This window comes from Archangium primigenium (genome assembly GCF_016904885.1).
GTDB classification, from domain to species: Bacteria; Myxococcota; Myxococcia; order Myxococcales; family Myxococcaceae; genus Cystobacter; species Cystobacter primigenius.
The window spans coordinates 7190748-7205267 of the sequence record NZ_JADWYI010000001.1 but is presented as its reverse complement, the minus strand read 5'-3'; the positions used below and the strand labels follow the sequence as shown (position 1 = coordinate 7205267).

Below are 14520 nucleotides of genomic sequence, written 5' to 3'. Positions count from 1 at the left end.
GCGGCGTGCGCATCGGTTACGGTGGGCGCATGCCCCGAGAGGCCTCCGCTGGAGGAATCGTCGTCCGAGAACAAGGAGGTGAGCTGGAGGTGGCCGTCATCCGCCCCCACGGCCGCTCCTTGTGGGCCTTGCCCAAGGGGCACGTGGATCCCGGCGAGTCACCGGATCAGACCGCCACGCGCGAGGTGTGGGAGGAGACGGGGCTGCGCGCCACGCTCGTGGCACCGCTGGGGGAGATCCGCTACGTCTACCAGTTCCGGGGCCAGCGCATCTTCAAGCGCGTGCACTTCTTCCTCTTCCGCTACCTCTCCGGCGTGCTGGGGGACATCCAGCACGAGGGCCAGCGCGTCGAGGTGGACGAGGCCCGGTGGGTGCCGCTCGTGCGGGCCTCGGGGCTGCTGGGCTACAAGGGCGAGAAGGCCATCGCCGCGCGCGCGGCCCGGATGCTGTTGCGCACGGGCGGCGGGGACGTGCTGGGCTCCGACGTGAAGGCGGAAGAGCCGGGCGAGTGACGGCACGGGCCGCCCGGGGGGCCGGCCCGCGACCCGCCCGGCGCGCGACTCAGAACTCCTTGGGATCCTTGGCGGCGTACTTGCCGGTGAGCGCCTCGCGCACGTCCCGGTCGAACTTCACGCGGCCCGTGGCCACCTCGCGCAGCGAGAGCACCGGCGGCTTGTTCTTGGAGATGTCGATGATGGGGCGGGCGCCGGCCATGAGCTGACGGGCGCGCTTGGCCGCCAGCAGCACGAGCGCGAAGCGGTTGTCGACCAGGGGGAGGCAGTCTTCGACTGTGACGCGAGCCATGGTTCAGAAATCCTATCGCGGAAGAACGCGGGGAAAGGAACCCAACGTAAAGAGACCCCTGTGTTGAGTCAAGGAAGGACGTCCTCCCAGGTCAAGCGGGAGACCCGGCGCTTGCCCTCCGTGTGCTACTCTTCCCCTTATTCCAAGGACTTCCCAGAAACGGCTGATCCCCGACCGCATGATCAACTCCCCGCTCCGTCCTTCTGGAAAACACCCCCCCGTGCCCGGAGCCCATCGGTCCCATTTCTTCTGGAACAACCAGTCCATGCTGGCGCTCACCGCGCTGCTGCTCGGCTCGGTGGTGGTGGATCTGCTCTACCTGGGCCGGATCAACGGCCGGGCGCTGCTCTACCGGGCGACGGTGCTGGGCTGCCTGCTGGTCATGCGCGAGGTGCACGCGCGGCCCTCCACGCCGCTGGGGCGCGGGACGCAGTACGTGTCGCTCGTGCTCAGCAGCATGTGCATCGTGGGCCTGGTGCACGAGATGGGCGGGCTGGACAGCCCCTTCGTCATCCTGCTGCCCATCATGCCGATGAGCATCGCCCTGTTGTTCGGGCAGAACCGCCGCGCCACCTTCATCAGCAGCGCCATGGGGCTGCTGGGCACCGGCGTGCTCGTGCTGCTGTGGCACCGGCCCCTGCCCGAGGCGAGCACTTGGTTGATGCTCATGCTGGGGGTGGGGGTGCTGGCGGACGTGCTCTGCCGTCAGGCGCTCTACGTGCACCAGGCCGAGCAGCAGATGCGGCTCGAGCGCGCGCGGCGCGAGACGCTGGAGGCCCTGGCCCAGAGCGAGCACCGGCGCGCGCAGTCGGAGAAGCTGGCCATCGTGGGCCGACTGGCGTCGGGGGTGGCACACGAGGTGAGCAACCCCCTGGCCTACGTGGGCTCCAACGTGGACTTCGTGCGCGAGGAGCTCCTGGCCGCCGCCTCCCTGGACCGCGAGGCCCTGGCCGAGGTTCTCTCCGAGACGCGCGTGGGCGTGCAGCACATCCAGCAGATCGTCGCGGACCTCAAGGGCTTCTCCCGGATGGACACGAACGAGACGGCCGAGTGTGCCCTGGCGGACGTGGTGGCCGACGCCATGAAGCTCGCGTCGCTCAAGCTGCGGCACGTGGCGCTCTTGCGCACGGACGTGCCCGTGGATCTGCCGCACGTGGTGGCGGTGCGGCAGCGGCTGGTGCAGGTGGTGCTCAACCTGCTCGTCAACGCGGCGGACGTGCTGGAGTCGCGGGGCGGGCAGGCGGGGGAGATCTGGGTGACGGGCCGGATCGAGGGCGCCAACGTGGTGCTGCTCGTGGAGGACAACGGCCCGGGCTTCGCCCCCCACGTCCTGCCCCGGCTCTTCGAGGCCTTCTTCACCACCAAGGGGCCGGAGCGGGGCACCGGGCTGGGGCTCAACCTGTCGCGCGAGCTGGTGGAGCAGTTCGGCGGGGCCCTCACGGCGAGCAACCGGCCCGAGGGCGGGGCCCGCCTGCGCATCACCCTGCCCATCCCCGAGGAGCTCCTGTCCTCGCGGGTGGCGGTGATGGGCTCGGCCTGAGCGCGAGGTTTCAGCGGCGAACATCCCGGCGCGAAGGGGGGATGACGCGGCGCCCGGCGTGCGGATGTTGGATCCGCGAGTGGGCCCGTTGACCGGGAGGCGTGGATGGAGCGGGTGCGCGCAGGCGCGGCGGTGGCCGAGGAAGGCTCGGTCCCCAAGGTCGTTCTCATCTCCTCGGTGGCGGCCCTGGGCGGCTTCCTGTTCGGTTTCGACACCTCCGTCATCAACGGCACGGTGGGGGCCCTGGCCGCGGTGTTCCAGGCGGGCGACACCGCCATCGGCCTGGCGGTGTCCTCGGCGCTGCTCGGCTCGGCGGTGGGCGCGTTCGTCGGAGGACAGCTCGCCGACCGGCTGGGCCGCATCCGGGTGATGGTGGTGGCCTCGGTGCTCTTCGCCGTGAGCACCGTGGGCTCGGGCCTGGCCTTCGGGCTCGTGGACCTGAGCCTGTGGCGACTGGTGGGCGGCATCGCGGTGGGCATCGCCAGCGTCATCGCGCCGGCGTACATCGCGGAGATCGCGCCAGCGCACCTCCGGGGGCGGCTCGGCTCCCTGCAGCAACTGGCGATCGTGACGGGCATCTTCTCCGCGCTGCTCGTGGACTACTTCATCGCCACCTCGGCCGGCTCCGCGGAGAACCCCTACTGGCTCGGCCTGTCCGCCTGGCGCTGGATGCTCCTGTCCGAGCTGCCCATCGCCGTGCTCTACGGCGTGGGGGCGCTCATGATTCCCGAGTCGCCGCGCTACCTCGTGGCCAAGCGGCGCGACGACAAGGCGCTGTCCGTGCTGCGCACCATCATCGGCCGGGGCGCGGAGGCGAAGATGGGGGAGATCCGCCGCACGATCTCCACCGAGGAGCGCAGCCGGTTCGCGGACCTGCGCGGGCGCCTGGGCCTGCTGCCCATCGTGTGGGCGGGCATCGCGCTGTCGGTGTTCCAGCAGTTCGTGGGCATCAACGTCATCTTCTACTACTCGAGCATCCTCTGGCAGGCGGTGGGCTTCTCGGAGAAGGACTCGCTGGCCATCACCGTCATCACCAGCGTCACCAACATCGTCACCACCTTCATCGCCATCGCCACCGTGGACCGCTTCGGGCGCAAGCCCCTGCTCATCGTGGGCTCGGTGGGCATGGCGCTCACGCTCGGCACGCTGGCGTTCGTGTTCGGCACGGCCCCGGTGGATGCCTCGGGCACGCCCCTGCTGCAAGGCCACTCGAACGTGATCGCCCTGGTGGCCGCCAACGTCTACGTCTTCTGCTTCGGCCTGTCGTGGGGGCCGGTGGTGTGGGTGCTGCTCGGGGAGATGTTCAACAACCGCATCCGCGCCCGGGCCCTGTCGCTCGCCGGCTGCGCGCAGTGGGTGGCCAACTTCGTCGTCTCGGCGACCTTCCCGAGCCTGCGCACGGTGAGCCTGGGGCTCGCCTACGGGCTGTACACCGCGGCCGCGGTGGCCTCGCTCTTCTTCGTGATCTTCTTCGTGCGCGAGACGAAGAACAAGGAGCTCGAGGACATGTGAGCGCACGGGCTCAGCGCGCGAGCAGGGACACGTCCGGACAGGCGCTGGGGTGGCCCACCTCGCTGTCCGCCTCCCAGCCGCGCTGGAAGTAGGTGATGCCGAAGCGGGTGTCCCAGCACTCCACCTGGGTGACGTCGAGCGCCGGGGGGATGTCACCGCCCGTGGCCACGGCGCGCGCCACCCCGTCACCGGCCTGCGTCCACCGGCTGAGGACGGACAGGTCCGCGCGCTGGTTGCCCGGCAGCACGGCGGTGTCCTCGAGCAGGAAGGTCATCTCCCCGAAGCCCTCGCGCGCCTCGCGGTAGGTGTAGCGCAGGGCCGCGCGCCCCAGGCCCGTCGGCACGAAGTCCATCTGCACCCGCAGGGGCGGCTCGCGCGTCTGGTAGGCCACGTCCAGCCGCCGGTAGCTCGCGAGGCCGCCCAGGTCGAAGCCATGGGCGCGCGCCAGGGCGACCTGGAGGCTCACCGTGCCCGTGCCCTCGCGCAGCCCGCCCTGCGCCTCGAAGGTGCCCTCCACGAAGGACCACCAGCCCTCCTCGCCCTGGCCCCGGGGCTTGTACTGGAGCTGGTACGTGAAGAAGCCCTCCCGCCGTGTCATGACGAAGCGCACCTGGTGGCCGGTGTGCTCCCGGTCCTCCACCGGCCCCCAGATGCGCAGGTCCGGCTCGCGCGTCGTGGGCGTCTGGGCGCGGATGCGCTCGAGCCTCGTGAGCAACCCCTCGAGCGCCGCGTTGAACCGCTCCGAGGCCTCATGGGTCTGCGCGTAGAGGCCCGAGGGGTCTCCCACGGCGATGGGCTTGTCCGCGAGGGGGCGCGCGGTCAGGGCCTGCCCCGTGGCCTGGCGCCGGGGCAGCTTGGACATGAGCTGCGTGCGCGCGGGCAGGGCGTTGAGGAACTCGAGGTCGTCGTTGGAGAAGTTGCCGCCACACGCGGTGGCGAGCAGGCCCAGCAGTCCCAGTGCGCAGGTTCGCATCACGCGCTCCCGTCAGAGTCGGTAGGTCACGAGCGCGCCCAGCTCCCAGTAGCCCAGGGAGCGACGCGCGTCGACGGTGTAGAGGAGGTAATGGCCGCGGGCGCGAGCGGTCAGCTCGACGTGGTCCGTGAGCCGCCAGCGCGCGCCCGCCACCACGCCCGGGGTGAACACCGCGTAGTACTGCGTGGGCAGGTCCGGGTCGTCGAAGGTCCGGTTCACGACGAGGTAGGCCAGGCGCGCGCCCAGAAACGGGCTCCACCGCCCCCGAGGCCACTCGGCCACGAGCGAGGTGCCCGCGGTCAGCAGGGTGTAGCGATAGGCCGGTCCCGAGAGGGTGGGCAGGTTCAGCGTGGCCCGGCGCGTGCCCATGGACACGTCCAGGTCCCAGCGCCAGTCCTCGCGGAAGTAGTGGAACAGGCCGCCTTCCAGTCCGACGAGGGGCGTGGCCAGGAAGAGGTTCTCGCGCGCGGGGGCGTCGAAGACGGAGTGGTAGCCGGCGTTGACGCCGAGCGTCCAGTAGGTGCGCCGGGGCCGGGGCAGGGGCGGCACGCCCTTGACGGGATCGTCCGAGAAGGGCGCGTCGCGCAGCCGGGACTCGTCGAGCACGGTGGTGTCCCCGCGCCGCACCTCGATCTGGCCCACCCGCAGCCGATCCGACAGCCGCCGCTTCACCGCGTAGGCGCCCGGGGCCAGCGCGAGGCGGCGCTCGGTACCCGCGGCCTTGTCCACCTCGGCCACCACCAGCCCCGCGCCATTCACGAAGTAGTAGGGGCCCGGAGGCGCGGACGCCGGGACGAGCAGCCCCTCGTCGCGGCCCCGCAGGTCCGTGAGCACCACGTCGCCGTTGCCGGACAGGTCGTAGCTGAACGTGGGGTGCTGGGGCCCGGCGCCGCTGTCCGCCGTGTCCGCCACCGTGCGCGCGTAGGCATGGGAGTAGGCCTCGAAGAGCGTCACCTGCCCGTCGCCCGAGCGATCCGCGTCCCCCATGAGCCCGCTGAGCAGGTGGTGGGTGAAGTAGCTGCCCCCGAGCAGATCCGACTCCTGCGAGTCCTCGTCCGCCGCGCTGGAGGTGAGCAGCACCAGCCCCCGCGCCTCGCGTCCCGCGCCCGCGTCGATGCTGAAGGCCGGGGCCCGGCGGGCGCCCTTGGCGCGCGTGATGCGGCCGGAGCGGCACGCATCCAGGATGGCGATGCGCACGTCCGCGGGCGCGGCCGCCAGCCGGTGCTTGAGCGTGTCGAGCCCCAGCGTCTGGGTGCCCATGCGCAGCGTGTCGTCCTTCGCGTGCCCCGAGTAGTAGACGAGCAGCTCGGTGCGCTCGCCCCGGGCCCGCGCCGCGGCCGACTCCCGCTCCAACTGGGCGAGCGCGCGCAGGAAGTCCTCCGGCCCGGCGTCCAGCAGCAGCCGCGCGTCCCCGAGCGCCACGCCGCCGAGCCGCACGAGCAGCGCGTGCAGCTTGCGCGCGTCCTCGGTCGCGAAGCGCAAGGGGCGGGTGTCCGCGCCCCCCTCGTCATTGCCCGCCACCAGGGCGAAGCGGCGCAGGGGCGCGGCCTGGGCGCTCCCGCACGCCAGCCACAGCGCCAGGCACCACCCGGCCCAACCCCCGCGGCTCATGGCTTGCGCAGCAGCCAGTGGATCTCCTCGCCTTCCAGGCCGAGCGGCGTCATGTCGGACACCTTGCCGCCCGCGCGCTCCCAGGCGGTGCGCGCCGCTTCTCGCACGGCCTCCACCCTCAGGGGGCGGTCGCTCAGCAGCACCATCACCCGCTCCTGTCCCTTGCCGGTGAACTCCAGGCTCTCGGGCAACCAGTGCCGCTCCGTGCCGGGCTTCACCGGCAGGCTCCGCTCCTCCTCGGCGTACAAGGTGGAGACCTCGCCCGTGTCATCCACCGACACCGCCAGCACGTACTGGTGGGGCCCGGCCACGTACCCCAGGCGCGCGCGCTCGCCGGGCAGCAGCGGCTCCAGCTCCCCGGGCGGCACCGAGCGCTGGGGCCCGCCGCCCCCGATGCGCAAGTCCGCCGAGGCCCCGCCGCCCTTGAGCCGGTTGCCGCCCTCGGGCTCGAGCAGGGGCCGCACGACCACCGCGAGCAGCACCGTGGCCGCCACCGCCACGAGGAAGCCGTTGACGCGCGGCTGCGCGGGCGTGTGGCGCGGGTCGCGCTGGGCGCCGAGCACCCCCGCCTCGAAGCGCTCGAAGGGCACCTGCGCCTCGAAGCGCGTCTGTTCCTCTTCCAGTCGCTGGAGCACCTGCGCGCACGGGGAGCAGGTCGTCAGGTGGGCCTGGATCTGCCGCGCCTCCGTGCCGGAGAACTCCCCGGCGCGCAGTCGCCTCAACGTCCATTCCGTCTGATGCGCGCTCATGAGACCCTCAGCTCCTCGTTCGTCAGGGCGGCGAAGCCCTCCAGGCGCTTGCGCACCGTGGGGACCGAGCGGCCCACCAGCGCGGCCACCTCTTCCAGCGTCATGTCATCCACCCAGTAGTGCACCACCGCCGCCTGGGTCTCCAGGTCCACGCGCGAGAGCAGCGAGCGCACCAGTTCCCGGGTCTCCATCTCCTGCTCACCCCCGGCGCCCTCGGGCCGGGCCCGCGCGTCGCGCTCGAACCAGCGCCGCCAGGGGGCCCGCTCGGCGCGCAAGAGGTTGAGGCAGTGGTGGGTGGTGATCTTCATCAACCACGCCAGGGTGGTGCCCTCCTGGCGCGGCAGGTCCGACTGCTGCAGGACGCGCGCGAACACCTCCTGCATCGCGTCCTCGGCCTTCGTGGCGTCCTTGAGCAGGTAGCGGCAGCGGCCGTACACGCCGCCGCCGTACGCCGTGTACAGCTCGCGCAGGAAGACGCGCCGGTCCTTCTGGCCGCCAGCGATGACCTTCAGGGCGGATGGGGTCGAGCCTGCCACGCACTCCTCTTCTCTCCCGGAGGGAGCGGAGAGCTTACAACGCCGAATAGACGGCGGGCGTGAAGACGCAGTCGGTGGCCTCGACGCCGTAGCGCGGCTGGGCCTCGAGGCTGAAGAACAGGTAGGCGCTGTTGAAGCCCGTGTTCCAGCACTCGTTGAGGGTGGCCTCGGCCGCCAGGTCCCCGCCCGACAGCTTGACGTCCGAGCGGCCAGCGCCCGTCTCCTGCCAGCGGCTCTTGATGGTGATGTCCTCCAGCAGCTGGGACGAGCCCGCCGGCTTGTACAGGTCGCGCTGCATCTTGAAGTCGAACTCGCCCCCCTGGCCGGGCACGGCGCGGTAGCGGTAGTCGGCCTCGCGGCTCTTGTTGCCCTGGCCCAGGCGGAACTGCGCGTTCACGGTGACGGCGCTGGTGCTGTCCGGGCGCGCGTACTGCACGCTCAGGGCGCCCTCTCCGGACTCGCTCTCGCCCAGGTTCTTCAGGCGGTCCGAGTCGACCACCAGCTCGCCCTGGCCAAAGCCCTTGGTCACCTCACCGGCCTCGTCCAGCACGGGGGTGTGCGTGCCGGTGAGCACGTCGGCGAAGGCCGAGTCCGCCGCCTGCTTGTTCTTGCCCGCGAGCACGTAGGCGTAGGTGTTCTCGCCCGTCTTCTTCACCGTGAGCCGCCAGGCGTTGCGCGCCAGCGCCTCGGTGTAGGGGCCCCACACCGCGGTGTCGTCGGTGAGGCTCGTGGGGGTGTGCTCCGTCACCCGGCCGATGAGCGCCAGGATGGCCACGGTGTTGCCGTTGACGAACGCCGTGGTGGTGCGCGTGAGCTGGTACAGCTCACTCGTCTTGTCGCGCTCGAGCCCCTGGACGGCCTCGTCCGCCCGGAGCGCCTGACCCTTCTGCTGGGGCTCACCCACCTCCACCTGCTCCCGAGTGGGCAGGGCGGAGCGGAACTCGGTCGCCGCGTCCATGCGGCCACAGCCCGTGAGCACCAGCGCGGCCATCAACAGCTTCGTGTGCGTCGTCATGTGTCATCCCCTCGCGAGGGGCCCCGCGGCCTCATGGCCGCCGTGAGCCCTTCCATCTGGAGGGACACCGCTGGGCGCGAAAACAGAAAGCGCCCCCTCACGAAAAGCAAAACCCCAGGAGTTCCAGGGTCTTGGCCAGGACGGTTGGCTGCCCTCCAGGCGGATTGGACCGCTTTTGAGGCACCTATAAGTCCCGTTCCTACCTTCCCTCCATGGAAACGGAAAAGCGAGACTCCAATCATCCGGGGGAGATGGGCATCGACGCCTCGCTGGCCGAGCGACAGCGTCACCCCGAGGAACTCAACACGCGGGGCCGTGCCATCGAGGTGCTGCTCGACGCCGGCGTCCCCTTCCTGGTCGGAGGCGCCTACGCGTACTCCACCTATACGGGCATCTACCGGGACACGAAGGACCTGGACCTGTTCCCCCGCAAGCACGACGCCCAGCACGCGCTCCGGGTGCTGGAGAAGGACGGCTGGCGCACCGAGCGCACCGACGAGGCGTGGCTCTACAAGGCCTGGCGGGGCGACTACTTCGTGGACTTCATCTTCTCCTCGGGCAACGGCGTGGCCACGGTGGATGACGAGTGGTTCGAGCACGCGCGGCGCGCCCCGGTGTTCGGCCACGAGTGCCTGGTGTCCCCGGCCGAGGAGACCATCTGGTCCAAGGCCTTCGTCACCGAGCGCGAGCGCTATGACGGCGCGGACATCAACCACCTCATCCTCAAGATGGGGCACGGCATGGACTGGGCGCGGCTCCTGCGCCGCTTCGACCGGTACTGGGAAGTGCTGCTCAGCCACCTGATGATGTTCCGCTTCGCCTACCCGTGCGAGCGTGACCTCGTGCCCACCTGGCTCATGACGGAGCTCATGTCGCGCACGCTCGACACGCTCAAGGAAGGCAACTGGGACGAGCGCCTGTGCCGCGGCACGCTCATCTCCAAGGTCAACTACATCGTGGACATCAACCACTGGGGCTACCGCGACGGCCGCTCCTGGGACGAGAAGCAGCGCGGCATGGGCGAGGCGCCGGGCCGGGGCTGCGGGCTCGGCGATCCGTTCGGCAACGAGCCCTAGCCGCCCCCAGGCGCGGCGCCCTGGGACGTCTGGGCCATCAGGGCCTCGAGGGACAGGGGCAGGGCGTCGATGCTCGCCTTGTCCACCTCCAGAATGTCGCCCGAGGTGCCCTGGGCCCAGAGCCGCTGGGGCATGCCGGTGACGGGGGCGCCAACCCACAGGCGGGCGAGCTGCTGGCCCCCGGGGTCCAGCAGCGTCACGCTGACGGACTTCGGGGTGAGGCCGTAGCGCGCCAGGTTCTTGGGGTGGGCCTCCGCCACGCGCTGCGCCTCGAGCTTGCGCAGCGCGCCCAACAGGGACACCACGGCGAACTGCTTGGCGCGACCGGGCAGGGGTGACACCACCTCCCACTGCCCCGCGTCCGCGGCCAGCTGCAGGAGCACGGGCGGCACATCGCCCTCGGGCTGGATGACGATGCGGTCGATGCTACCGGAGGGCAGGGAGAGCACCTGCCGGGTCTTGAGGTCCGCGGGCTTCAGGTCGATGACGTTGAACAGGGACGAGTCCACCTGGGCGAGCATGGGCTCCCCGTGGCCTTCCCACAGCGCGTACACCCGGGGACCCCCGTCCACGACGAGGCTGGCGACGCGCGCGCGCATGGGCGCGCCCAGGGTGGGCACGAAGGCCAGCTCCGCCAGGGGCTTCTTCAAGGCCTCGCGCACGCGCGTCTCCAGCGCCGCGTCCGGGAAGCCGAGCGCCTGGCGCGCGCGGAGGTCCGACACCAGCTCGCGCACCCGCTCCGTGTCCGCGGGCATCGTCACCGGCCGCGTCAGCTCCCAGGGCTGGTCGGAGGCGTGCCGCTCCAGGGTGTAGCGGTTGTCGCGAACCTTGATCTCGACGCGCAGCAGGGCGCGCTCCTCCACCGGGAAGATCAGGCGGTCGCGCCACTCGTCCAGGCCCTTGAAGAGCGCCAGGCGCAGCGCGCCGTGAGCCTGGTACACGCGCGGGTCGCCCTCGCGCCGCACGTAGATGGAGCCATCGAAGGTGTTGTCCTTGCCCAACTGAAGCGTGAGCGTGGTCGGGCCCGAGGCCTCGCCCTCCCGGAGCCGGATGCGGGCGGTGGCCACGGGCGGCTGGAGGCCGTAGCGCACCAGGTCCTCCTCGGTGGGGGCCGTCTCCAGGATGCTCTTGAACTTCGTCACGCTCAGCTCGCGCGCCAGGGTCTCCACCAGCGGCTGGTCCGCCGCGGACGAAATGGGCTCGGTGATGCGCCAGCCCTCCTCCTGCCGCTCCAGCGCCAGCTTGCCCCGAGGGGTGTCCAGGGCGATGGCCATGACGAGGGGTGGAGGGGCCTCGGCGGCGACGGTGCCCGCGTCCTGGCGGCCGAGCAGCGCGGGGGGCTCCTCGGGCGGGGGCGGCGGCGGCGCGGTGGGGGTCTTGTCCCCGACGAAGGCGTAGAAGCCCAGGGCGACGGCCACCGCCACGGTGGCCAGCAGGGTGACGACATTCTTCTGGGTGGCGTTCACTGGTTGCGCCTCGTGAGCCAGATGGCCAGCCCCACGCACAGCAGCGAGAGGGGTAGCACGTCGGCCGAGATGAAGCGGAGGCGGGCGATCAACTCCGCGTCCAGGGGAATGGTGGAATAGGCCCGATCCGGGGGCCGGATGCTGATCTTGTTGTCCTGGTGGGTGAGCCATCCAAAGACGTTCATCACCAGGTTGCGGTTGCCCTCGTGGCCCCAGTTGGAGTCGAACAGCACCTCGGAGTCACCCACCACGACCACCCGGGCCTGGTCGTCGCTCCGGCGCGGATTCATGGAGACGTCGCGGGTGCTGGCGATGACCAGGGGGATGTTGCCCCGGCGCTCGCTCGCGTCGGGGTAGGGCTTGTCGTCGGGGTTCGTCTCCACCCAGCCAAAGGGCGAGGTGAGCACCACGGGCACGGGCTTCACGTCCGCCGCCTCGCCCTCGGTGTTCGTGGCGAGCCCTCGCGCCGTGGGCAGTTGGATGTTGAGCTGACGCTGGCGCAGGGGCCGGGCGATCTCGTGGTCTCCGAAGAAGAGCGACACCACGACGTAGGGGTTGCCGCCGTTGAACTGGCCGTCGGCGATGACGCCCGGCTCCACCCGCACGCCGTAGCGCGCCAGCAGCGCCGCCAGCTCCGGACCCGGGTCGCCATAGGCCTCGGCGAAGTAGAGCAGCCGACCCCCTTCGTTCAGGTAGGCGGCCAGCGAGTCCACCTCGGGCGCGCCGAAGGGGGCCTTGGGCCCGGCGATGACCACCAGCGCGCTGTTGGCGGGCACGCGCGTGCCGCCCCCGAGGTTCAGCGCCCGCGTGGAGTAGCCCTCCAGCGTGAGCTGCTGCTTCATCCGCGCCAGGCTCACCGTCCGCCCGGCCTGGCCGGGGCGCGGAACCGTCTGATCCAGCGACCACTCGCCATGGCCCACGGTGAAGTACACGTGCTGCTCGCGGCTGGCGCCCAGCCGCAGGATGGCGCTGGTGAGCTCCTGCTCGCTCACGACGTTGAGCCGGGTGTGGGACTGCTGCTCGCCCTCTCCCCGCGTGAGCACCACCTGCATCTGGCCGTCGCTCAGCTCGTACTTCGCCGCCAGGTCCGGATAGCGCCGGGGATCCCGGAACGCGTAGTCGAATTTGTCGGGCGCCTCGGCGTGGTAGCGCTCGAAGGTGGTGCGCAGGGCCTCGTAGGCGGTGTGCTCCGGCGGGATGAAGGCGAGCACCTGGACGGGCTCGGTGAGCTGGGCGAGCGTGCCGCGCGTCAGGGCCGACAGGGTGAAGACCTGGCGCTCGGTGAGATCCCAGCGCCGGTTCTTCTGGTGGGCCAGGTAGTTGAGCGCCACCAGGATGCCCAGCACCGCGAGCACCAGGAGCGTGGACTGGATGAAGAAGAAGCTCGAGCGGCGCGAGGCGAACTGGCCCAGGCGCCGGTAGTTCGTGGCGAAGGACACCGCCACGAGCACCGCGCCCACGCCCGCCTTGATGCCGGCCACGGTGGGCGAGCCCGAGGTGAAGAAGAAGGTGAAGGGACTGGAGAGCAGCAGCACCAGCCCGAAGACGCCGAGGATCCGCCCCAGGTTGGCCGCGTTCATGCCCACCGCCGGGACTCCACCGCGCGGTGGCAGAGCAGCAAGGAGAAGACGATGACGGACAGGAAGAACACGGGCGTCTGCAGGTCCAGCACGCCGCCGAGCATCCCGGACAACTGCGTGGAGAAGGACAGGTAGCCGAGCACGGAGCGCAGGGGCTCCTCGGTGCTCTGGGCGAGCCCGCGCAGCATCATCCACGGCAGGAGCACGGCGAAGGTGACCAGGGCGGCCACCATCTGGCTCTGGGTGAGCGCGGAGATGAACAGCCCGACGGCCATGCAGGTGGCGCCCCACAAGAGCAGGCCGGCATAGCCGAGCAGCACCGTGCCCCACTCCAGCGCCCCGGACTCCCCCGTGCCCAGCCACGCGAGCGTCAGGGGGAAGAGCAGCGTGAGCCCGAGCGTGGCGGTGGTGATGCCCAGGCCGCCCAGGTACTTGCCGAGGACGATCTCCACGGGCCGGATGGGCGAGGCCATGAGCAGCTCGAACGTCTTGTTGCGCCGCTCCTCGGCGAACAGCCGCATGGACAGGAAGGGCACCACGAAGAGGGTGATCATCAGCGCGCTGTTCCAGAACGGCACCATCACCCCGTCGGTGAGGTTGCGGAACATGGGGGGCACCTGCTGCCAGCTCGTCTGGCGCGCCTGGACCTGGGCGCGCTGGAAGTCGGCCAGGCCGCTCATGAAGAAGAACGCCGCCAGGGCCTGCATCGCCGTGAAGACGGCATAGGCCCAGGGCGTGGTGAAGTAGATGGACAGCTCCTTGCGGGCGATCGCCAGGGCGGTGCGCATGGGGGGCCTCCGGAAGGGAAGGGACGCGGCGCTCAGGCCGCCGTCAGCTTGATGAAGATCTGCTCCAGGGACACGTTCTCCGCCTTGCCACCATGCGCGCGCACGAGCCGCGCCGGCGTGTCATGGGCCACCACGCGCCCCTGGTGGAGGATGAGCACCTTCTCGCACGTCATCGTCACCTCGGGCAGCAGGTGGGTGGAGAGGATGACGGTGTGCTTGCCCGCGAGCCCCTTGATGAGGGCGCGCATGTCGGCGCGCTGCGTGGGATCCAACCCCTCGGTGGGCTCGTCGAGGATGAGCACCGGCGGCGCGCCGAGCAGGGCCTGGGCGATGCCCACGCGCTGCTGGTAGCCCTTGGACAGGTTCTGGATGACCCGGCCCAGGACGTCGGACACGCCCGTGAGGCCCGCCACCCGCTCCACCTCGGCGCCCAGCCCCTTGCCGGGCAATTGCTTGAGCCGCGCCACGAAGCGCAGGTAGCCCACCACCGTCATCTCCGGGTACAGGGGCGGCGTCTCCGGCAGGTAGCCGATGCGGCGCTTGACCTCCAGGGGCTGCTCGAAGACATCGAAGCCCGCCACCCGCGCCGTGCCCTCGGACGGCGGCATCACCCCGGTGAGGATGCGCATGGTGGTGGACTTGCCCGCGCCGTTGGGTCCGAGGAATCCGAGGATTTCTCCCTCGGCCACGGAGAAGTCCAGGTGCTCCACGGCGATGCGCTCCCGGTAGCGCTTGGTGAGCTGGCGCACCTCGATCATCGGTCGCATGGGGCGCTCCGGAGGGGCGGGGGAGGGTGGAGATGGCGGGCCTTGTGCATGGGGGGCTTCCGGTGTGTCTTGCCAGACACACCAGCAGGTTACCCGCGACCAT

At 71.0% G+C, this 14520-nt stretch carries 14 protein-coding genes; 4 read left to right on the top strand and 10 right to left on the bottom strand.

What is annotated here, in order from left to right:
* Nucleotides 1-29: 29 nt before the first annotated feature.
* Nucleotides 30-512, top strand: a complete 483-nt coding sequence (locus tag I3V78_RS29570; RefSeq protein ID WP_204492522.1) for an NUDIX hydrolase — start codon at nucleotides 30-32, stop codon at nucleotides 510-512.
* 49 nt (nucleotides 513-561) lie between these two features.
* On the opposite strand, the gene rpoZ is transcribed toward I3V78_RS29570, so the two are convergent.
* Nucleotides 562-804 (bottom strand): DNA-directed RNA polymerase subunit omega, encoded by a 243-nt coding sequence (rpoZ, locus tag I3V78_RS29565; RefSeq protein ID WP_204492520.1) that lies wholly within the window; start codon nucleotides 802-804, stop codon nucleotides 562-564.
* A gap of 220 nt (nucleotides 805-1024) precedes the next feature.
* Here rpoZ and I3V78_RS29560 point away from each other — a divergent pair, with 220 nt between their 5' ends.
* Nucleotides 1025-2344, top strand: coding sequence for a sensor histidine kinase (locus I3V78_RS29560; protein WP_338023780.1), 1320 nt, complete (start codon nucleotides 1025-1027; stop codon nucleotides 2342-2344).
* A gap of 105 nt (nucleotides 2345-2449) precedes the next feature.
* A complete protein-coding gene (locus tag I3V78_RS29555; protein ID WP_204492517.1) occupies nucleotides 2450-3856 on the top strand; it encodes a sugar porter family MFS transporter in 1407 nt (468 codons plus the stop codon).
* A 10-nt stretch (nucleotides 3857-3866) separates the two neighbouring features.
* On the opposite strand, the gene I3V78_RS29550 is transcribed toward I3V78_RS29555, so the two are convergent.
* From I3V78_RS29550 to I3V78_RS29530, 5 genes are read right to left on the bottom strand one after another with little or no spacing between them, the layout of a single operon-like run.
* Nucleotides 3867-4829: a hypothetical protein gene (locus I3V78_RS29550; protein WP_204492515.1), complete on the bottom strand. Its 963-nt coding sequence runs from the start codon at nucleotides 4827-4829 to the stop codon at nucleotides 3867-3869.
* A gap of 12 nt (nucleotides 4830-4841) precedes the next feature.
* Nucleotides 4842-6440: a caspase family protein gene (locus I3V78_RS29545; protein ID WP_204492513.1), complete on the bottom strand. Its 1599-nt coding sequence runs from the start codon at nucleotides 6438-6440 to the stop codon at nucleotides 4842-4844.
* Complete coding sequence (locus I3V78_RS29540; RefSeq protein ID WP_204492510.1) at nucleotides 6437-7189, bottom strand: ACP synthase; 753 nt, start codon at nucleotides 7187-7189, stop codon at nucleotides 6437-6439. Before I3V78_RS29540 ends, I3V78_RS29545 begins: the two co-directional genes overlap by 4 nt.
* Nucleotides 7186-7725, bottom strand: a complete 540-nt coding sequence (locus I3V78_RS29535; RefSeq protein ID WP_338023779.1) for an RNA polymerase sigma factor — start codon at nucleotides 7723-7725, stop codon at nucleotides 7186-7188. Before I3V78_RS29535 ends, I3V78_RS29540 begins: the two co-directional genes overlap by 4 nt.
* Before the next feature lie 34 nt (nucleotides 7726-7759).
* Complete coding sequence (locus I3V78_RS29530; RefSeq protein ID WP_204492507.1) at nucleotides 7760-8740, bottom strand: hypothetical protein; 981 nt, start codon at nucleotides 8738-8740, stop codon at nucleotides 7760-7762.
* 212 nt (nucleotides 8741-8952) lie between these two features.
* On the opposite strand from I3V78_RS29530, the gene I3V78_RS29525 reads away from it, so the two are divergent.
* A complete protein-coding gene (locus tag I3V78_RS29525; protein ID WP_239576733.1) occupies nucleotides 8953-9816 on the top strand; it encodes a nucleotidyltransferase family protein in 864 nt (287 codons plus the stop codon).
* On the opposite strand, the gene I3V78_RS29520 is transcribed toward I3V78_RS29525, so the two are convergent.
* Genes I3V78_RS29520 through I3V78_RS29505 form a run of 4 tightly spaced genes read right to left on the bottom strand, consistent with a single transcriptional unit; the run spans nucleotide 9813 to nucleotide 14408 of the window.
* On the bottom strand, nucleotides 9813-11282 hold the full coding sequence (locus I3V78_RS29520; RefSeq protein WP_204492505.1) for a DUF4340 domain-containing protein: 1470 nt from the start codon (nucleotides 11280-11282) through the stop codon (nucleotides 9813-9815). The genes I3V78_RS29525 and I3V78_RS29520 overlap by 4 nt on opposite strands.
* Nucleotides 11279-12862 (bottom strand): GldG family protein, encoded by a 1584-nt coding sequence (locus I3V78_RS29515; protein WP_204492503.1) that lies wholly within the window; start codon nucleotides 12860-12862, stop codon nucleotides 11279-11281. Before I3V78_RS29515 ends, I3V78_RS29520 begins: the two co-directional genes overlap by 4 nt.
* Complete coding sequence (locus I3V78_RS29510; RefSeq protein ID WP_204492501.1) at nucleotides 12859-13650, bottom strand: ABC transporter permease; 792 nt, start codon at nucleotides 13648-13650, stop codon at nucleotides 12859-12861. Before I3V78_RS29510 ends, I3V78_RS29515 begins: the two co-directional genes overlap by 4 nt.
* A gap of 32 nt (nucleotides 13651-13682) precedes the next feature.
* Entirely contained in the window at nucleotides 13683-14408 is a 726-nt protein-coding gene (locus I3V78_RS29505) for an ABC transporter ATP-binding protein (RefSeq protein WP_204496838.1), read from the bottom strand.
* Between the last annotated feature and the right edge of the window lie 112 nt (nucleotides 14409-14520).